Origin of the sequence: Streptomyces sp. NPDC048275, from assembly GCF_040652275.1 — a bacterium.
Lineage (GTDB): Bacteria > Actinomycetota > Actinomycetes > Streptomycetales > Streptomycetaceae > Streptomyces.
Map to the genome: position 1 here is coordinate 36,747 of NZ_JBEZLR010000066.1, position 18,936 is coordinate 55,682.

General features: G+C 71.5%; 17 protein-coding genes and 1 pseudogene. 10 read left to right on the forward strand and 8 right to left on the reverse strand.

What is annotated here, in order from left to right; translation table 11 throughout:
- Positions 1 to 108: 108 nt before the first annotated feature.
- A complete protein-coding gene (locus AB0D57_RS31450; RefSeq protein ID WP_362080580.1) occupies positions 109 to 1,410 on the reverse strand; it encodes a hypothetical protein in 1,302 nt (433 codons plus the stop codon).
- A gap of 388 nt (positions 1,411 to 1,798) precedes the next feature.
- Between AB0D57_RS31450 and AB0D57_RS31455 the strand changes: the two genes are divergently transcribed.
- From AB0D57_RS31455 to AB0D57_RS31475, 5 genes are all read left to right on the forward strand, one after another.
- Entirely contained in the window at positions 1,799 to 2,740 is a 942-nt protein-coding gene (locus AB0D57_RS31455; RefSeq protein ID WP_362080583.1) for a hypothetical protein, read from the forward strand.
- 144 nt (positions 2,741 to 2,884) lie between these two features.
- On the forward strand, positions 2,885 to 4,750 hold the full coding sequence (locus tag AB0D57_RS31460; RefSeq protein WP_362080586.1) for a TIGR03767 family metallophosphoesterase: 1,866 nt from the start codon (positions 2,885 to 2,887) through the stop codon (positions 4,748 to 4,750).
- Positions 4,751 to 5,037: 287 nt separating this feature from the next.
- Positions 5,038 to 7,491 carry a glycoside hydrolase family 3 N-terminal domain-containing protein gene (locus AB0D57_RS31465; protein WP_362080589.1) on the forward strand — a complete coding sequence of 818 codons (2,454 nt, stop codon included), beginning with the start codon at positions 5,038 to 5,040 and terminating at the stop codon, positions 7,489 to 7,491.
- Positions 7,488 to 9,068 (forward strand): carboxylesterase family protein, encoded by a 1,581-nt coding sequence (locus AB0D57_RS31470; protein ID WP_362080592.1) that lies wholly within the window; start codon positions 7,488 to 7,490, stop codon positions 9,066 to 9,068. Before AB0D57_RS31465 ends, AB0D57_RS31470 begins: the two co-directional genes overlap by 4 nt.
- A 71-nt stretch (positions 9,069 to 9,139) precedes the next feature.
- Complete coding sequence (locus AB0D57_RS31475) at positions 9,140 to 9,781, forward strand: DedA family protein (RefSeq protein ID WP_362080595.1); 642 nt, start codon at positions 9,140 to 9,142, stop codon at positions 9,779 to 9,781.
- 110 nt (positions 9,782 to 9,891) lie between these two features.
- On the opposite strand, the gene AB0D57_RS31480 is transcribed toward AB0D57_RS31475, so the two are convergent.
- Positions 9,892 to 10,413 carry a gamma carbonic anhydrase family protein gene (locus tag AB0D57_RS31480; RefSeq protein ID WP_362080598.1) on the reverse strand — a complete coding sequence of 174 codons (522 nt, stop codon included), beginning with the start codon at positions 10,411 to 10,413 and terminating at the stop codon, positions 9,892 to 9,894.
- 121 nt (positions 10,414 to 10,534) lie between these two features.
- Here AB0D57_RS31480 and AB0D57_RS31485 point away from each other — a divergent pair, with 121 nt between their 5' ends.
- Positions 10,535 to 11,353: an acyltransferase gene (locus tag AB0D57_RS31485; RefSeq protein ID WP_362080601.1), complete on the forward strand. Its 819-nt coding sequence runs from the start codon at positions 10,535 to 10,537 to the stop codon at positions 11,351 to 11,353.
- Positions 11,354 to 11,374: 21 nt separating this feature from the next.
- Here AB0D57_RS31485 and AB0D57_RS31490 read toward each other — a convergent pair whose 3' ends face one another.
- The gene (locus AB0D57_RS31490; RefSeq protein WP_362080604.1) at positions 11,375 to 12,232 is read right to left on the reverse strand and encodes a DMT family transporter; all 858 of its coding nucleotides are present in this window, start codon (positions 12,230 to 12,232) and stop codon (positions 11,375 to 11,377) included.
- A 93-nt stretch (positions 12,233 to 12,325) separates the two neighbouring features.
- Between AB0D57_RS31490 and AB0D57_RS31495 the strand changes: the two genes are divergently transcribed.
- Together AB0D57_RS31495 and AB0D57_RS31500 are read left to right on the forward strand one after the other, a co-directional pair.
- Complete coding sequence (locus AB0D57_RS31495; protein WP_362080607.1) at positions 12,326 to 12,898, forward strand: XRE family transcriptional regulator; 573 nt, start codon at positions 12,326 to 12,328, stop codon at positions 12,896 to 12,898.
- Positions 12,899 to 13,164: 266 nt separating this feature from the next.
- Entirely contained in the window at positions 13,165 to 13,722 is a 558-nt protein-coding gene (locus AB0D57_RS31500; RefSeq protein ID WP_362080610.1) for a YbaK/EbsC family protein, read from the forward strand.
- 4 nt (positions 13,723 to 13,726) lie between these two features.
- On the opposite strand, the gene AB0D57_RS31505 is transcribed toward AB0D57_RS31500, so the two are convergent.
- Positions 13,727 to 14,782, reverse strand: coding sequence for a cation diffusion facilitator family transporter (locus AB0D57_RS31505; RefSeq protein WP_362080613.1), 1,056 nt, complete (start codon positions 14,780 to 14,782; stop codon positions 13,727 to 13,729).
- 61 nt (positions 14,783 to 14,843) lie between these two features.
- Between AB0D57_RS31505 and AB0D57_RS31510 the strand changes: the two genes are divergently transcribed.
- Positions 14,844 to 15,203, forward strand: coding sequence for a metalloregulator ArsR/SmtB family transcription factor (locus tag AB0D57_RS31510; protein ID WP_362080617.1), 360 nt, complete (start codon positions 14,844 to 14,846; stop codon positions 15,201 to 15,203).
- Positions 15,204 to 15,206: 3 nt separating this feature from the next.
- Here the strand turns inward: AB0D57_RS31510 and ppk2 are convergent, their stop codons facing one another.
- A complete protein-coding gene (gene ppk2 / locus AB0D57_RS31515) occupies positions 15,207 to 16,091 on the reverse strand; it encodes a polyphosphate kinase 2 (RefSeq protein ID WP_362080620.1) in 885 nt (294 codons plus the stop codon).
- A gap of 61 nt (positions 16,092 to 16,152) precedes the next feature.
- Positions 16,153 to 16,302 carry a hypothetical protein gene (locus tag AB0D57_RS31520; RefSeq protein ID WP_362080634.1) on the reverse strand — a complete coding sequence of 50 codons (150 nt, stop codon included), beginning with the start codon at positions 16,300 to 16,302 and terminating at the stop codon, positions 16,153 to 16,155.
- A 116-nt stretch (positions 16,303 to 16,418) separates the two neighbouring features.
- On the opposite strand from AB0D57_RS31520, the gene AB0D57_RS31525 reads away from it, so the two are divergent.
- Positions 16,419 to 17,267: an alpha/beta hydrolase gene (locus AB0D57_RS31525; RefSeq protein ID WP_362080623.1), complete on the forward strand. Its 849-nt coding sequence runs from the start codon at positions 16,419 to 16,421 to the stop codon at positions 17,265 to 17,267.
- Between the two features lie 16 nt (positions 17,268 to 17,283).
- On the opposite strand, the gene AB0D57_RS31530 is transcribed toward AB0D57_RS31525, so the two are convergent.
- Both AB0D57_RS31530 and AB0D57_RS31535 read right to left on the reverse strand, forming a co-directional pair.
- Positions 17,284 to 17,724: a GNAT family N-acetyltransferase gene (locus tag AB0D57_RS31530; RefSeq protein WP_362080626.1), complete on the reverse strand. Its 441-nt coding sequence runs from the start codon at positions 17,722 to 17,724 to the stop codon at positions 17,284 to 17,286.
- Positions 17,725 to 17,828: 104 nt separating this feature from the next.
- Positions 17,829 to 18,773: pseudogene (locus tag AB0D57_RS31535) on the reverse strand (YncE family protein); the annotation flags it as partial.
- Between the last annotated feature and the right edge of the window lie 163 nt (positions 18,774 to 18,936).

The following is an 18,936-nucleotide window of genomic DNA, read 5'->3' on the forward strand; positions in this document are numbered from 1 at the left end:
CCGGTGCGGGTGGCGGTGAAGGTCGAAGAGCGTTCCCAGGGCAGTGATGTTATCGGTAACATCACGTGCGTCAAGGGGCTTTGAGGAGACGCGGCCAGCTCCCCTGATTCAGCCGTTGGGAGTCGCGCTCTCCCCGGCCAGGAAGTCGACCACCGCCAGCGCGAAGAGGAGCGCGAGTGCGAGACCGACGACGACCCAGCCCGTGGGGTAGCTCCACAGGGCGTACGTCAGGATGGCCGCGGCGACCAGGATCCAGGCGATCCAGCGGCGGTGACGACGAACGAACGGACCCACGGGTCCGGTGCGCAGGCCCAGGTGGTCGGCGGTGGAGCGGACCGCTCCGATGCCCGCTGTCCACAACTGTCGTACGGCCGTGGCGTGGCGGCCCGGACCGGTCACCCACGCGGCGATCGCGATCACCACGCCCAGCGCCACCACCGTCCGGACCGTGGTGCGCAGGAACCGGGTGAGCGTGTCGTACACGGACGCGGCCGCGGGCTGGGACACGTCGGCAGGCAGTGCGTCCAGGTAGACGGTCCGGAAGACGGTCAGACCGATGCCGAGCAGGCCCGTGGCGAAGGCGACGCCCAGCGCGGCCGCCACCAGGGCGCGACGACGGTGGGCGCAGAGCAGGACGCCGACGGCGACCAGGAGAACGGCGAGCACCGGCAGCCAGTTGCCGGCGAGTTGCAGGATCCGGAAACCGGTCTTGAGCCTGCCGATGTCGTCGGCCTTGAGGACGGTGAAGTCGGTGTGGATCTCCGGGATCTTCCCGGCCACCGTCATCCCGTCGTCGACCAGGCGCTGTTTGACGCGGTCGATGACCGGGCCGAGGTCCACGGTCACGGTGTTCTTGTTGAGTTTCACCGCGCCGCCGCCGCTGCCGGTGAGGGCCTTGTCCACGGCGGCGTGGACGCCGCGGTTGACATCGGTCCAGATGGTTTCGAAGGCGTCGGACGCGGCGACCTCGCGTGCCTTGTCCTGGACGAAGCTGCGGACTGCGTTCTCGAGCGAGCCGCCCAGCGCGCCGAGCGCTTTCTCCAGGCGCGGCCGATCCGCGGGGACCACGTCCGACAGCAGGGCGGGCAGGTCGAGGTGCTCCATCAGGGCGTCGGTGGCGCGACGGGCGACGGCGTCCTGGACGTCCGGGTCGGAGGCGAGTGGTGCGACGGTGGCCACGTAGCGGTCGGTGTCACCGACCTCGCCGGCGGTCCAGGAGGCGAGCGCGCCGAGCGGGGCGAGCAAGCAGCCGAGGACGATGAGCACGACGGCGAGGACGGATCTCGCCCGGTGCCGGGGGGCGCGAGCGGCCTGGTCCGTCTCGAGCGCGGCGACGCGTGCGCGCAGCCGCTCCAACTCGTCCTGGGCGCGGTCCGGCCCCTTGGCGTCGCTGGTCTCGTCCTCGGGCACGACCTGCTCCTCCCGTGCACCTCGGTGGTGGGCGGTTGGTTGCCAGCAGACCTGTTGATCGCGCACTCCGCGCGCGGCGTGGTCCATTCGGACGATGGCTTGGGAGCCTTGGGGGATGTCCTCGCCGCTGAGCGCGCGAGCGGGCGGGGCGGTGCGGAGGGTCTTCAACTGTGCGGCAATTGCCTTCGGGACGCTGCGGGATGCTGATCCGGCCCGGTGCCGGGGTCGTCCGACACCTGATTGATGATGATTCGTGCTAGATACGACCTATGTCGTACTCGGGCAGTCTGATCACGGCAGGACACCGCGGCCGGTGGCGGCCGAGTCGCGCGGGGCGAGCGCATGTCTCGCGACGGCTGCCGCTCCGGCGACGGCGGTGTGGTCACCGGTGACCGGCTCCCCCTCCGACGGGTCCGCCGAATCCTCGCCGGAACGTTTCCTGCTGGCCTTGATCCTCGAGGATCCCGGGCACCTGCCGGAGATCCTGGCCGCCTTCGCCGTCCGCCGGATCGGCCCGGCCGTACCCGAATCCGTGGACCGGCTTCGGCGCGACCACCCTGATGCCGCCGACGCGGAACTCCGGGCCGACGTGATCGTCCGCGGTCGCCGGGCGGTCGTGTCGAAGGGCGCCGTCGTGGGCGGCCCGTTCCTCGTGCTCGTTCCCCTCGCGTTCTGTGCCGCACTGCTCCGCCAGGCGCGTACCGTCCTGGAACTGGCCGCCCTCGACGGCCGTGACCCCACGGCAAGAGCCCGCGCCGGCGAACTCCTCGTCCTCCAGGGTGTGTACGAGGACACGCGACAGGCACAGGAGGCGCTGTCCCGGGTCAGCCGTGCCGGACCCGCTCCGCGCCGGAGGCGATGGGCGGCCCTTTGGGACGTCACCCTGCGCATGGCTCGCCTGCTCGGTCTGATCGTCCCCGCCGATGCGGGGCAGCGCTCGGGGCCCGTGCGGCGTCTTGCGGTCCAGGCCTGGCGCTGGCTGCTCCTCGCGGCGGTCTTTCTGGTGGGGCTGATCGCACCCCTCGTCTGGCTCCCGTACATGGCGGCGTCCTACCGGCGCGCCGATGCCCGTCTGTCGGACCGTGCCCTGACCCACTACTTCGCCGACGCCGGCACCCCCAAGCGCCGTCGGAGGGCGCACGTCGATCCGGAGATGCTGGGGGCCGTGCTGCGCGCCCTTGCCTCGCTCCTCCTGGCCGCCGTGGTCGTCCTGGTCGACCTGCGTATCGCCGGCAGCGGTTGGCCGGTACTCGCCATCACGCTGGCCACGTCGTCCGCGGCGGTCGGTACACTCTGGTACTGGCGGCGCCGCCGGAGACGTACTGGCTGAGCCTCGCCGCGCGGCCGATGTCGGGCCGATTCTCGCTGTCCGCCCTGTTCCGGCGGCGTTCATGGAGAGGTCACACCTCCGCCCCCGTGGCCTGAATGAGTGATTCCGCTCAGTGAGTCGCTCGAAGGCACCGGAGGTCGCCCCATGGCCGGAATCGAACCCGCGTCCGCCATCAACCGTCGTCGCTTTCTGCTCGCCTCCGGCGCCGCCGTCGCGGGAACGGGAGCGGCGGCGGGTGCGGTGTCGAGGGCGGCCGGACCCGAGGCAGCGCTCATCCCCAGGCAGCGCAGCCACCCCTCCGCCGCCTCCGCCGCACCGGGCGTCGCCCCGCAGCCAGCCCGCGCCGCCCGGCGGTCCGCGCCGTATGCGACGACCACCCTGGAGACCACGGCCCGCCTCGGCGGTGACATACGCGTCGGCGGCTACCGGCGGCTGGTCTCAGGTCCCGGCTGGCCCCTGGCCGTACGGGGAGAGCTCGCCGCTCCCGGTGCCGGGCGACAGGACCGGCGTACCGCGCTCGCGTGCTTCGTGCAGTTCACCGATCTTCATCTCGCCGACGTGCAGAACCCGCTGCGCACGGAGTTCCTGCGGTCGCGCCGTGCCACCGCGTGGCGGCCGCAGGAGGCGCTGACGGTGGCGGGTGCGGTCGCACTCGTGGAGCAGGTGAACGCGCTCGGCGGCGGTCCGTACACGGGCCTGCGCCCCGCGTTCGTGATGACGACGGGCGACAACGTCGACAACAACTCCGCGATCGAACTGGAGTGGTTCCTGACGGTGATGAGCGGTGGCCGGATCACGCCCGACACCGGGGACCCGACGGCGTACGAAGGCGTACAGAACTCCGGCCTTCCGCTCTACTGGCACCCGGGCGACGCGGCTCTGCGCGACCTGGACAAGCGGCGCGGGCTGCCCCTGATCCCCGGCTTCCTCGACGCCGCCATACGGCCGGTGACCAGCCCGGGGCTGCGCATCCCCTGGTACTCCACGGTCGGCAACCACGACGATCTGCCCGGGGGCTGTCTGTCTCCCGCGCTGAACGAGTTCGCCGTCGGCTCCCGCAAGCTGCTGTCCGTCCCCGACGCGGACGCGGCCGCCTACGCCAAGGCGCTGGACACGGGCGACGACCCCAAGAGCGAGGTGCTCGAGGCGATCCTGCGCCGGCACCGGGCATCGACGCGGACGGTGACCGCCGACGAGCGGCGCCGGCTCATCACCCCGCGCGACTATCTGGCCGCGCACCTCGACCCTGCCCATAGGGGTGCCGGTCCGGTCGGCCACGGGTATACGCAGGACAATCTGGACGGCGAGCGGATGTACTACACCTTCCGGGTGGCCGAAGGCGTCCTCGGCATCAGCATCGACACCACCTATCGCAGCGGCCACTACGAGGGTTCCCTCGGCACCGACCAACTCCGCTGGCTGGAACGGACCCTGGCCGCGCACAGTTCCCGGTCCTACGACGCGAACGGCCGTCTCGTCCGCAATCCCGGCGCCGACGACGCCCACATCGTGGTTTTCAGCCACCATCACAGCCCGAGCATGACCCGCCGCCCCGACGCCGCCCGCACCGACGAACCACGGCACGACGGCGCGGAGGTCATCGCCCTGCTCAGCCGGTTCCCGAACGTGGTCGCCTGGATCAATGGCCACAGCCACGTCAACCGGATCACACCGCACCCGCACGCGACGCCCAGCCGCTCCTTCTGGGAGGTCAACACCGCGTCCCACGTGGACTATCCGCACCACGCCCGCCTGATCGAACTGACCGACAACGAGGACGGGACGCTGTCCCTGTTCACCACCCTCGTCGAATCCGCCGCACCGCACCGCACCGCCCCGGATTTCGGCGACCTTTCGGCGGTGGGTCTCGCCTCGCTGTACCGGGAACTGGCGTACAACGCTCCCGGTCTGGCCGAGGGCATGGCCGCCGGTGTTCAGGAGGGCTGGGCGGGCGCCGCGAGGGACCGCAACGCGGAACTCGTGGTGGCGGCCGGTCCCGCGGCGGCGTGACGGTTTCCTCCGCCTCCGCCCCCGTCCCCCGCTCCCGTCTCCGCCCCCCGCTCCCGCCCTCGCGTTTCTGAGTTTCCCTTCGGTTGTTGTCGGGGCGTCAGCCGTTTCTGTTCAATTCATTGACACGAGTCACCAGCGGTCATAGCTTTCCCGCCGTACCCGTGCTCTCTGACGGTTTGTCACGCCTGGTCCGCACACCGTGCGTTCAAGGGGCGAACACGGCTGTCGTCGGCACGAGTGCCTGCGGTTCACAACGATGTGCCCGCGCACCGAAGGAGTGACGGCTCATGTCCCACAGCTTGTCCCGGCGATCGGCCCTGCGTCTGCTGGGTGGCGCCATCGCGGTCGCCGCGGCGGTCACCGGCGGTTCCGCGCCGCTCGCCCAGGCGGAGTCCAGATCCGGCGCCGGCCCTCGCGTAGAGGGTTTGATCAGGAAACTCACCCTCGACGAGAAGATCTCCCTGCTGCACGGTGCCACCGACCCCGCGTCGCTCGGCCAGGCCGGATACGTGCCCGGAGTCCCGCGCCTCGGCATCCCCCCGCTCCGCCTCGCCGACGGCCCGGCCGGCGTCCGTGTCACCCGGCACGCCACGGCCCTGCCCGCCCCCGTCCTGCTCGCGTTCGCCTTCGACCCCTCACTCGCCCGCCGCTACGGCCAGGTCATCGGCCGCGAGGGCCGCGCCCTCGGCCAGGACGTGCTGCTCTCCCCGATGGTCAACCTCATCCGCACCCCGTACGCGGGCCGCAACTTCGAGACCTTCAGCGAGGACCCGTTGCTCGCCGCTGACCTCGTCGCGGCCGAGATCCGCGGCATCCAGGGCGAGGGCCTCATCGCGACCGTCAAGCACTTCGCGCTGAACAACCAGGAGCAGGACCGCATGTCCGTCGACGTGCGGGCCGACGAGCAGACCATGCACGAGGTCGAACTGCGCGGCTTCGAGGCGGCCGTCGCCGCCGGCACCGGCGCGGTCATGGGCGCGTACAACAAGGTCAACGGCACCTTCGCCTGCGAGAACAAGCCGCTTTTGACCGACATCCTGCGCGACCGATGGGGCTTCGGCGGCTTGGTGATGACCGACTGGTTCGCCGCCCACAGCACCAAGGCCGCGCTCACCGCGGGCCTCGACATGGAGATGCCCGACGGCACGTACTTCGGCGCCGCCCTGAAGAAGGCGGTGCAGAGCGGCAGCGTCGCCGAGACCTACGTCGACCGTGCCGTGCGCCGCATCCTCGCGGTGATGGACCGCTTCGGGCTGCTCGACGGCAGCGTCCCGGCGCGCCCCGACCGCGACGCGAAGGCGGGCGCGGCCGTCGCGCTGGAGGTGGCCAAGGCCGGCGCGACCCTGCTGCGCAACGAGCGCCGCGCGCTGCCTCTGACCGGCGCCGCCGCCCGCCGTATCGCCGTCGTCGGCCCCACCGGCTCCCTGCCGTTCGTCAGCGGCGGTGGCAGCGCCCACGTCGTCCCCGACGCCGCCGACAGCCCGCTCGACGCCATCAGGTCCCGTGCGGGACGCGGCGCCCAGGTGTCGTACGCGCTCGGCGAGGACCTCTTCGGAAAGGCCATTCCCGGCGGGGCCCTGACCACGGGCATCGACACCGAGGCCCAGAACGTCGCCGCCGGCCAGACGTGGACGTACGAGGGGACGCTCACGGTCGCCGACGCCGACACCTGGACCCTCGTCATCCACTACTCCGGCACCCGGCCCAAGGTGCTCCTCGACGGCGTCGACCTCTTCCCGGCGCTGCCCGGATACGGCGAGTACTTCAGCGGCGGCCTGGTCTCGGCCGCGCCCGACGGACTCGCCGTACGCCGCAAGGAGCTGAACCTCACCAAGGGCGAGCACCAGGTCTCCATCACCGCGCGGGGCGGCACCGCGGGACAGCTGTTCCGGCTGCGGCGTATCACCGGCGCGACCCGGGCGCAGGACGTCGCCGAGGCGGTCGAGGTGGCACGCGCCGCACACAGCGTCGTCCTGTTCGCCTACGAGGACGCGACTGAGGGCCTGGACCGCGGCACCCTCGCGCTGCCCGGCCACCAAGAGCAGCTGATCGAAGCCGTGACCGCGGCCAACCCCCGTACGACCGTCGTCCTCAACACCTCGTCGTCGACGTCGATGCCCTGGCTGGACAGCACGGCCGCCGTGCTCCAGATGTACTACCCGGGCCAGCAGGGCGCGGCCGCCACCGCCGCCGTCCTGTTCGGCGACTGCGATCCCGGCGGCCGGCTCACCCAGTCCTTCCCCGTAGACGACGCCCACCATCCGGTCGCCGGCGATCCACGCCGCTACCCGGGCGTGGACGGCACCGAGGAGTACTCGGAGGGGATCCACGCCGGGTACCGCTGGTACGACGCGGAAGGCGTGCGCCCGCTGTTCCCCTTCGGACACGGGCTCTCGTACACGTCGTTCGCGTACGAGGATCTGAGCGTCCGGGGGCGGGAGGTCAGCTTCACCGTGCACAACACCGGGCGGCGCGCAGGCATCGAAGTGGCGCAGGTGTATGTGGGGCCGTCGCCGGATCTCCGGCTCGACCAGGCCGTACGCGTGCTGGCCGGATACCGGCGGCTCGCGCTGCGGGCGGGGGAGCGGTGCCGGGTCACCGTGCTCGTCACGAAGCGCACCCTCTCCTCCTGGGACGTGAAGCGGCACGGCTGGGTGCTCGGCACCGGCCGCCGCGCGGTCTGGGTCGGGGCGTCGGTGCGGGATCTGCGCCTGCGGACGACGGCGGAGGTGAGCGCGTGATACGCCGCGTGATCATCGGGATCACCGCCCTCGCCGCCGTCCTCGTCGCCCCCGCCCCCGCACCGGCCGAGTCCGCCACCGCGCAGCACTCCGCACTCGTACGCACGGACACGGGCTGGGTCCGCGGCGAAACCACCACCGAGGGATGGCAGTTCCTCGGCATCCCGTACGCGCAGCCCCCCGTAGGTGGCCTCCGCTGGAAGAGCCCGCAGCCCGTGCGGCCCTGGCAAGGCGTGCGCACCGCACAGGACTTCGGTAACCGTTGTGTACAGACGGCCAGTTGGGACCCCGGCTACGACCGGCCCAGCCACACCGAGGACTGCCTCGACCTCAATGTGTACGTCCCCGAAGGCGTCGGACGTCGACCGGTGATGGTCTGGCTGCACGGTGGCGGGCTCACCGCGGGCGCGGGCGAGGACGTCGTGCCCGACACCTTCGCCCGGCAGACCGGCGCGGTCGTCGTAACCGTCAACTACCGCCTCGGCGCCATGGGGTTCCTCGCCACGGCCGGACTCGACGGTGAGGCGCGCGACGGCGTCTCGGGCAACTTCGGGATGCTCGACCAGCAGGCCGCGCTGCGCTGGGTGCGCGCCAACATCGCCCGCTTCGGCGGCGATCCTGGCCGGGTCACCATCGCGGGCGAGTCGGCGGGCGGCCGTTCGGTCTGCACCCAGATGGCCTCACCGACCGCAAAGGGCCTCTACCGGGCGGGAATTGTCGAGAGCGGTGCGTACGGGAACTGTGCGGCACGCACCCGCCCGACAGCCGTAGCGGCCGGCGCGGCCTTCGCGAAGAAGGTGGGCTGCGCCGAACTGTCGACGGCGTGTCTGCGGGGCAAGTCCGCCGAGGAGATCCTCGCGGCGCAGGCAGGCTTCGACTGGGGGCCGGTCGTCGGCGGCGCCTTCCTGCCGGTGCAGCCCTTCGAGGCGTACGCGAAGGGGGCCGCTGCCCGCGTTCCCGTGCTGAACGGGGCGAATCAGGACGAGGGGCGGATGTTCGCCTTCGCCCAGTTCGACAGCACCGGCACACCGCTCACGGCCGAGCGGTATCCGTCGGTCGTGAAGGCCGTCTGGGGTGCCGACCTGGGGGAGCGGGTGCTCCAGCGCTACCCGTCGGCGGACTACCCCTCGCCGACCCTCGCGTACGGCACCGCCTTCGGCGACTATCTGATGGCGTGCCCGGCGCTCCGGCTCGGCGGGGTGCTCGCGTCCCGCGGTCCGGTCTACTCGTACGAGTTCGCCGACCGCACCTCGCCGCCCTTCGCCTCCCTGCGCAACCTGGGCACGAGCTTCGACTTCGGGGCGACGCACGTGAACGAGGTGCAGTACCTCTTCAAGCACTTCGGTCTCACGACCCCGCTGAACGCGGAGCAGCGGACGCTGTCGCGGCAGATGATCCAGTACTGGGGATCCTTCATCCGGGGTGGGGTGCCGCGGGCGGCCGGGCAGCCCGGGATGCCCGACCGCACCGGTCCGGTGCTCTCGCTGCGGACCGCGTCCCAGGGCGGGAACACGCTCAGCACCACCGTGCACCAGGAGCACCGATGTGATCTGTGGGACTCGGCCGTGCCGCGCTGACCGGTAGGCTTCCCCGGCGTGCGCCGCTCCGGGCGCACGCCGGGAAGTACGTGATTCGGGAGGAACCGCCGTTGCACGTCCAGGAGTGGCTCGAGACGGTGCCCGCGGTCAGCATCTACGCGCTGGTGGGCCTGGTCATCGGCCTGGAGAGTCTGGGCATCCCGCTGCCCGGCGAGATCATCCTTGTCTCGGCGGCGCTGCTGTCCTCCCAGCACGAAGGCATCAACCCGGTCATCCTCGGGACGTGTGCCAGCGTCGGCGCGATCGTCGGTGACTCCATCGGGTACGCCATCGGCCGCAAGGGCGGACGGCCGCTGCTCGCCTGGCTCGGCGAGAAGTTCCCCAAGCACTTCAGCGAGGGCCATATCGCGACGGCCGAGCGGTCCTTCCACAAGTGGGGCATGTGGGCCGTGTTCTTCGGCCGCTTCGTCGCCCTGCTGCGGATCTTCGCGGGCCCGCTCGCGGGTGTGCTGAAGATGCCGTACTGGAAGTTCCTGATCGCCAACGTCCTCGGTGGCATCGTCTGGGCCGGCGGCACCACCGCGGTCATCTACTACGTCGGTGTCGTCGCCGAGTCCTGGCTCAAGCGGTTCTCGTGGCTGGGTCTGGTTGTCGCGGTCCTCATCGGGCTGGCGTCGATGCTGGTCGTCCGGCGTAAGGCGAGGCAGTTGGCGGAGGAGCCGGAGCCGGAGCCTGTGGCGGTCGCGGAGTAGGTTTCGGCCGGTCGGTGACTGCGGGCCGTGGCTGGCTGGTCGCGCCCACGCGTCGGAGCCGCACTTGTCAGGGCCCCGCGCCCCTGAAGGGGCGCGTTTCCCCCCGCCCGTTACAGCGCGCTGTGTGCTTTCGCCAGGTTCACGTAATGGACGCCGTTCAGTGAGATGCCCTCGCGTTCCTCGTCCGTCAGCTGCCGCTTGATCTTGGCGGGGACGCCCGCGACGAGCGAGCCCGGGGGCACCCGCATCCCCTGCGGTACCAGTGCCTGGGCCGCCACCAGCGAACCGGCGCCGATCACGGCCCCGTTGAGGACTGTGGCGCCCATCCCGATCAGGCAGTCGTCCTCGACGGTCGCGCCGTGCACGACGGCGTTGTGCCCGACCGAGACGCGCTCGCCGACGGTGACGGGGAAGCCGGGGTCGACGTGGAGGGTGCAGTTGTCCTGGATGTTGCTGTTCGCGCCGATGACGATCGGGCCGCCGTCGGCCCGCAGTACCGCGCCGTACCAGACGCTGGCGCCCGCGTGCAGGGTGACGTCCCCGATGACCACGGACGTGGGTGCCGTGAACGCGTCCGCGTCCAGCTGCGGATCCTTGCCGCCGATCCCCTTGATCAGCGCCTGCTGCGTCATCGCCGTCTCCTCGTCGTCGTCGCTACAGCGGCACCGTATGTCATCGCCTCCGGCCCCGGTGGGGTGAAGATCACAGCCGGGATCTCTGCTGGGCCCCCGTCACCCTGAGTACCGTGAGCGGGTGCCCAGGAGCAGGAACGTGTTCTCGTCATGGCGTCGCCGCCTCGCGCAGCGCGCCGTCCACGCGGGCTGGGCCTGGGTGCAGCGCACGGGTTCCGTCACCGCGGAGCGGCCGGGGCGGCTCCGCTTCGGCGCGATGGGAACAGGTACCCGACTCGCCTTCCCGCTCGGCACCGTCTTCGGCGAACCCTGGATCCACCTCGGCGCCCACTGCATCGTCGGCGAACAGGTCACCCTGACGGCCGGTTTGATGCCCGACCTCGATCTCGGCTCCGATCCGATCCTGCGCATAGGCGACGGTGTCGTGCTCGGCCGCGGCAGCCATGTCATCGCCGACACGACGGTCACCATCGGCAGCGACTGCTACTTCGGCCCGTATGTGTACGTGACCTCCACCAACCACTCGTACGACGATCCGCACGTGCCCATCGGGAAGCAGTGGCCGCGGATGGAGCCGGTGGAGATCGGGCCGGGCTGCTGGATCGGGACCGGGGCGGTGATCCTGCCGGGGGCGCGGATCGGGCGGAACGTCGTGGTGGCGGCGGGTGCGGCGGTACGTGGTGTGGTGCCGGACCACTCGGTGGTGGCGGGCGCTCCGGCGCGGGTCGTGCGGCGCTGGGACGCGGTGGACGGCTGGCAGCCGCCGCTGCGGACGCCGGCACCGGTACCGATTCCGGACGGGGTGACATCGGAGCAGTTGCTGGCGCTGTCGGAGCTGGACGAGGAGTCCGCGGCCCGGCTCGCGGAGCTGGACCTTGACGCCGAGGTCGCCTCCGGCGATGTACGGGCGAAACCCGGGGACGTACGCACCGAGTCCTGAGCCGGCCGCAGGACCGGGCGCTCAGCCCGTGGCCAGCAGTACCGTGCCGAGGAGCGCCAGGCCCGCGCCCGCCGCCTGGACTCCGCGCAGCCGTTCGCCGAGGATCCCGCGCGCGGCCGCGGCCGTGACCACGGGGTAGAGCGAGGCGAGGACGGCGGCCACGGTGACCGGGCCGTGCTGGGCGGCGATGGAGTACGTGCCGTTGGCCCCGACATCGGCGAGGCCGACGAAGGCGAGCGCGGGGAGGGAATTCCACGGGAAGCCCTCCGGGGGAAGGGCCGGCGCGCCGCGCTTCACCGAGACGTAGAGGGCCGCTCCGCCCGCCGCCACATTGGTCACGCGCTGCACGAAGAGTGCGAGGAACAGGCCGGTGAGGTTCGTCGAGGCCTCCGCGATCAGCGACATCACCGCACCGAAGCCGAACGCGGCGACCAGGGTGAGCAGGACGGCCTGGCGCTGCACGGGGGCGCCCTTGAACTGCGGACCCGCTGCGAGCAGGACGCCGACGACGGCGACCGCGATGCCCGCGAACTGCAACAGCCCCGGACGCTCGCCCAGGACGAGTCCCACCGCGACCGGGACGGCCACGCCCATGGAGCCGAGCGGCGAGACGACACCCATCGGGCCGAGGGCCAGCGCCTTGTAGAAGGCGAGCATCGCGACCGGGCCGACCAGGCCCGCGGCCACCGCGAACCACAGCTGCGGACCGGCCTCGCTCCAGCCGCCGGTGGCGACCACGATCAGGCCGAGGACGGTCGCCGCGATCGTCTGCGAGGCGACGACCACCGTGAGAGCGGGGGTCCGTCGGGCCAGCAGCCCTCCGCCGAAGTCGGCCAGGCCCCACAGGAGGCTCGTGGCCAGGGCGAAGAGTGCTGTCATGACGCGCCTCGCAGTACAGTTCGGTGAACAATCGGGTGCACCACACCATAGTTCACTTTATTGAACTCTGTCATTCAGAATATTGGACGGAACGTGTCGGATCTCGACCTGCTGACCCAGTCCTTGGCTCGCAACGTCAAGCGCTGGCGCACCGAGCGCGGCTTCACCCTGGACGCGCTCGCGGCCCGCGCCGCCGTCAGTCGCGGCATGCTCATCCAGATCGAGCAGGCCAGGACCAACCCCAGCCTCGGCACCGTCGTCAAGATCGGCGACGCGCTCGGCGTCAGCATCACGACCCTCCTCGACTACGAGCAGGGCCCCAAGGTCCGCATCGTCCCGGCCGAGCAGGCGGTGCGGCTGTGGCACACGGACGCGGGCAGCTACAACCGGCTGCTGGCGGGCACCGAGGCGCCGGGGCCGCTGGAGATGTGGGACTGGCGGCTCATGCCCGGCGAGGGCAGCGCCTCGGACCCGCACCCCGTCGGCACGGTCGAACTCGTCCATGTCGCGGCGGGCGAACTGACCCTCACCGTCGACGGCGTGGAGTACCGCGTACCGGCGGGCGCGAGCGCCTCCTTCGAGGCCAACACCGCCCACACGTACGGCAATGACGGCGACGTACCGGTGGAAATGATCATGACGGTGTCCGTCCCGCCCGTGCACTGAGACCCCGGGCCGGGCGCGGCGGCACGGCTGTTAGGGCCTGTCCGGCGGATCATGCCGCAGACGCGGGGCCTGGCACGCCCACCTGCGGCGTTGTCGTCGGTTGCCGACTCCCCCACTCTCGGCTTCGCTCGAGCGGGGGGACCCCCATCGCGTCGACGCCCTCCTCCGCCTTGCAACTGCACGCACCAGGCCCCGCGCACCGGCGATTATCAGGCGCCGTTGCTTCCCTGCGACCTGATCCGCCGGACAGGCCCTAGCGTGCAGTCATGCGCGCACCCATCGGACACTTCGACCACGCCACGCCCGCCCCCGACTGCCTGGACGAGCTCGTCCGTCCGGTCGCGGACGCCGTACGTCACTGGCACGGCACCGTCCCCGCCGACCAGATCGTCCACGTCGACACGGAGCCCGAGTGGGCCGACACCGCGGTCTTCGTCGAGCACTACGGCCAGGAACTGCTCGAGCGGTCCGCCAACTGCGTGGTCGTCGCGGGCAAGCGCGGCGGTGAGACCACGCTCGCCGCATGCGTCGTCCTGTCCACCACCCGGGTCGACGTCAACGGCGTCGTGCGCCGCCAACTCGGCGCCCGCAAGGCCTCGTTCGCGGCGATGGACACGGCGACCGGCGAGACCGGCATGGAGTACGGCGGCATCACGCCCATCGGACTGCCCGGCGACTGGCCGGTGTTGGTGGACTCGGCTGTCGTCGACCTGCCGTATGTGCTGGTGGGCAGCGGTCGGCGGCGCGGGAAGCTGCTGGTGCCGGGGAAGGCCTTCGCTGAGCTGCCGAACGCGGTGGTGCTGGAGGGCCTGGGCGTCGCCTGACGGCTCACGGCAGTGCGTGATGGGCCAGTGCCAGGTGCGGGTCCGTCTCGCCCGGCGCCGGGGCCGGGTCGGCGTGCACCAGGGCCGCGGTGAGCTTCGGTACGGCGTGCAGCAGGGCATGTTCGGCCTCGACGGCGATGTGGTGGGCCTGCCGCACGCTCGCCTCGCCGTCGACCACGACCGCCACCTCGGCGCGCAGCCGGTGCCCGATCCAGCGCAGCCGCAGCTCACCCACCCCGCGCACGCCCGGCACCGCCCGCAGCGCCCGCTCGGCCAGGTCCACCAACTCCGGGTCGACGGCGTCCATCACGCGCCGGAACACCTCGCGGGCGGCGTCGCGCAGCACCAGCAGGATCGCGGTCGTGATCGCCAACCCCACGAGTGGGTCAGCGAGTTGCCACCCGAGCGCGGCTCCGCCCGCGCTCACCAGCACGGCCAGTGAGGTGAATCCGTCGGTGCGCGCGTGCAGGCCGTCCGCGACGAGCGCGGCGGAGCCGATCTCGCGGCCGACCCGGATGCGGTGACGGGCGACCCACTCGTTGCCGAGGAATCCGATGAGCGCCGCCGCGGCGACGACCGGGATGTGTCGCATCGGACGCGGGTCGATCAGCCGCTCCACCGCCGTCCAGGCCGCGAAGGCCCCGGACGCGGCGATCGTCAGCACGATCACGATGCCGGCGAGGTCCTCCGCCCGGCCGTAGCCGTAGGTGAAGCGCCGGGTCGCCGCGCGGCGACCCAGTACGAAGGCGATGGCGAGCGGTACGGCGGTGAGGGCGTCGGCCGCGTTGTGCACCGTGTCGCCGAGCAGCGCGACCGACCCGGAGAGCACGACGACGACCGCCTGTGCCAGGGCCGTCGCGCCGAGCACGACGAGGGAGATCCACAGGGCGCGCATACCGCGGGCCGACGACTCCAGCGCGGAGTCGAGCTGGTCGGCGGTTTCGTGGGAGTGGGGGGCGGGGAGGTGGCGCAGGCGACTCACGAGGGGGCGCGGGTGGCGGTGAGGGGGGTGATGGGCGTGCCCGTGAGAGTGCTCGTGACGGTGCTGGTGCTCGCTCACATCAGTCCCCTTCCGGGTGCGGGAGTGGACGCGTCGGCGTCCATGACGCCATTATGTGCGTATGAGCGCACGCATGCACCTGTCACCTGCGCGCGATGCGCACCCGCGTACCCCCCGCGAGGAGCAGTTCGCGCTCGCCGCCGAACTCCTCGCCCTGCTCGGTGACCGCACGCGCCTCGCCCTGCTGCACACCCTGAGCGGGGGAGAGGCCGATGTCTCGACGCTCACCGAGGAGTGCGGCGCGGCCCGGCCCGCCGTCAGCCAGCATCTGGCGAGGCTCCGGCTGGCCGGCCTGGTGACGACCCGCAAGGAGGGCCGCCGCGTGATCTACTCCCTCGGCGACGGCCATCTGCGCCGGGTCGTGGACGAGGCGCTCAGCCTGGCGGACCACCGCCTCACGGACCGGCCCGCGCACGACTGACGCTCAGGGGGCCGTGTCGTCCTCGCCCGCCTCCAGCAGGGTCGCCGCCGCGCCCACGATGCTCGGGTCGGGGCTCCCGACGACCTCGTCGTCCTTGTCGGCGTAGTCGAAGCGGGCCAGGACGCTGCGCATGGCCTCGACGCGGGCCCGCTTCTTGTCGTTGCTCTTCACCACGGTCCAAGGCGCCTGCGTGGTGTCCGTCTCGCGGAACATGGCGACCTTGGCGGCGGTGTAGTCGTCCCAGCGGTCCAGCGAGGCCAGGTCCATGGGGCTCAGCTTCCACTGTCGTACGGGATCGACCTGGCGGATGGTGAAACGGGTGCGCTGCTCGCCCTGCGACACCGAGAACCAGAACTTGATCAGGTCCACTCCGTCGTCGACGAGCATCCGCTCGAAGGCGGGTGCCTGCCGAATGAAGCGCAGGTACTCGTCGTCCGAGCAGAAGCCCATCACTCGCTCGACGCCCGCGCGGTTGTACCAGGAACGGTCGAACATCACGATCTCGCCGGCGGTCGGCAGATGCTCGACATACCGCTGGAAGTACCACTGCCCGCGCTCGCGCTCGGTCGGCTTCTCCAGGGCCACCACCCGCGCGCCGCGCGGATTGAGGTGCTCGGTGAACCGTTTGATCGTGCCGCCCTTGCCGGCCGCGTCCCGCCCTTCGAAGACGATGACCAGGCGCCGCCCGCTCTCCTTGATCCAGCTCTGCAGCTTCAGCAGTTCGATCTGCTGGAGCCGCTTGTGCCACTCGTATTCCTTGCGCTCCATGCGCTGCGCATACGGGTAGTTCTCCCGCCAGGTCTCCACCGGGCTGCCGTCCGGCCGGAGCAGCACGGGCTCGTCCTGGTCGCTGTAGTCGACCCGCATACCTGTCAGCAGTTCCGTCATCCGGCCCACCCCTTCTTCCGCCTTCTCCCGTGACACTCGTGTCAGTGGAACTGGGGCACGATCAGATACATGCGATTACTTCGACAGTAACTCCGGCACTCACCGCGGCGACCTCGCCGAGTGTGGCGGCGGGCAGCGTGACCAGCCACGCGATCACCAGCCGGCCCGCTGTGCCCCAGCGCCGCTCGGTCAGTCGCCTGATGTGGTCCATCCGCTGATGGAAGCAATCGGAGGCGTACGCCGGGCGAACCGGAGGCAACGGCCCGGCCGCCCCCGCGTGCGCAAAACCGCTTGTCGAGAGCGTCACGCGGTCGCCAGGATGACGCCATGCCTGGCTTCACCGCTCTCGACGGGACCGAGCTCGCCTATCACGTCGTGGGAGAGGGCGAACCGTTGGTCTGTCTGCCCGGTGGCCCCATGCGTGCCTCCGCCTACCTCGGAGATCTCGGCGGACTGTCGCGGCACCGCCGACTGCTCCAACTCGATCTGCGGGGAACCGGCGACTCTGCCGTCCCGGCCGACCCGGCGACGTACCGCTGCGACCGGCAGGTCGACGATGTCGAGGCCCTCCGCGCGCACCTCGGGCTGGAACGCGTCGATCTCCTCGCCCACTCGGCCGGCGGCGATCTCGCCCTGCTCTACGCTGCCCGGCACCCACGGCGCATCCGTACCCTCACGCTGGTCACGGCGCGTGCGCGGGCCCTCGGGATCGACTTCACCGAGGAGCACCGCCGGGAGGCGGCCGCCTCGCGCACGGCCGAGCCGTGGTTCGAGGCCGCGTTCGGCGCCTATGAACGGGTCTGGGCGGGCTCGGTGGCCGACGCCGACTGGGATGGCTTCGCGGCGTTCTTCTACGGCCGTTGGGACACGGCCGCGCAGGCGCATGCCGCGACAGAGGTCGAACAGACCAATGAGCGGGCCGCGGACCTGTACGCGTCCTTCGGCGCCTTCGAACCCGCCGTGGCCCGTGCCGTCGTCGCCACGCTGGAGGCGCGGGTCCTGCTGCTAGCCGGCGCGGTGGACAGCGGTCCGCTGCCGCGTGTCGCTGCCGCCGTCGCGGAGTTGTTCCCCCGGGCCGAGCTGAGCGTTCAGCCGGAGGCCGGTCACTTTCCGTGGCTCGACGACCCCCGACGGTTCACGGAAACGGTGATGGCGTTCCTCGACCGCGAGCGGTGATGCGGTCGCGTCGGGATCAGGCCAGCCGCAGGTCGATCCAGTGGACGCTGTCGCCCGGCAGCAGGTAGCGCTCCGTTTCGACGAAACCGCGTCGCAGGGCGAATCGGAGCCCGTCCTCGTTGGACGCCAGGACGACCGTCTCGATCACATCGGCGCCCAGCGCTCGTGCCTGCTTCAGCCCGCGCTCGTAGAGTTCCCCGCCGAACCCCTGACCACGGTGCTCGGGCAGCACTCGGGCGATCACCGTGGCTGTGGAGGTGCCCTCCTCGGGCGGTCGCACGGTCGTACAGCCGACCAGGACGTCGCCGAGGTGGGCGACCTCGAGAAGGTAGCGCCCGGCGCGTTCTCGGACCTCGTCGAGAGACAGGGCGGCGGGAGGGACGATCACGTTGTGGACGTACCGCCAGTCCTCGAGACCGGCCTCGTCGTCCGGCATCTTGAAATCAAGGGTGGACACCGGAGCAGCAAACCCGGACGCGTCGCCGGGCGTCAAACGGATTCCGCCCCACCACGCGGACGAGGCGGGGCGGAACGATCCGAAGGGGCGAGGGACTCGCTGCCTCAGCGGGCGATGCGGATGCGGGTCACCTGGTCCTCGGCCGCGGGGCCGGAGCCGGACTTGTCGACCACGTACGCGGTGCCGTCGGCCACCTCGATGTGGTTGGGGTTGGTGCCGGTGGCGAGGGTCTCCGTGACGGTGCCCGCGCGCGGGTCGACGACCGTGACGTCGGCGGCTGTGCGATTGGCGACCAGGACGTTGCCCGAACGCTTGTCGGCGGCGACGGACAGGGCGCCCGCGCCGGTCGCCACGGACTTGGTGACGACTCCCTTGCCCAGGTCGACGACGGAGAGGGTGCCGGAGGTCTGGTCGGCGGTGTAGGCGGTGCGGCCGTTCTTGGACAGCGCGATCGAGATCGGGCCGTCGCCGGCCGGGATGAGCCGCGGGGTCTTGGACGTGCGGGTGACCTCGATGATCTGGTCGCCGCCCAGGTCGGCGGCGTAGACCGTGCCGGTCCGCTCGTTCACGGCCAGGCCCGTCGGGCTGCTGCCCTCGACGGTGACGCGCTTCTTCTCCGTGAGGGTCTTGGAGTCGTGCGCGACGAGGGTGCTCGAGCCGAAGGCGCTCGCCCACACCGTGTTGTGCTTCTCGTCCACGACGATCTCGCGGGCGTGGGCCACGTCCGGCAGCGTGGCGAGGTGCTCGCCGGTCTTCTGGCTGTAATCGGCGACGGTGTTGTTGCGGGTGTTCGTCGTCCAGACGGTGTTGTGCTCGTCGTCGACGGCGATCCCCTACACCGCCTCGACCGCGCCGGTGGCCGCGTCGGTGACCGGCGGGGTGTAGGCCGCCTCCACGGCGAGGGTGTCCGGGTCGACCTTCAGCCGCCTGGAGGTGGTGACCGGCGGGCGGCCCACGGCGGCGGTGACCCACAGGGCGTCGTTCCGCTCGGAGTACGCGGACTGGTACAGGCCCCGTACCAGCGGAGCGGAGGTGACGGTCGAGCCGGTCGCGGTGCCGGCCTGCGCGGTCGCGGTGCCGGTCAGGGCGCGTGCCACGTGCCCGGCCCGCGACGACCGCTAGGGCCTGTCCGGCGGATCAAGTCGGAGGGAAGCAGTGGTGCCTTGTCGGCGCAGGTGAGCGGGGTCTGGTGCGTCGAGCTGCAAGGCGGAG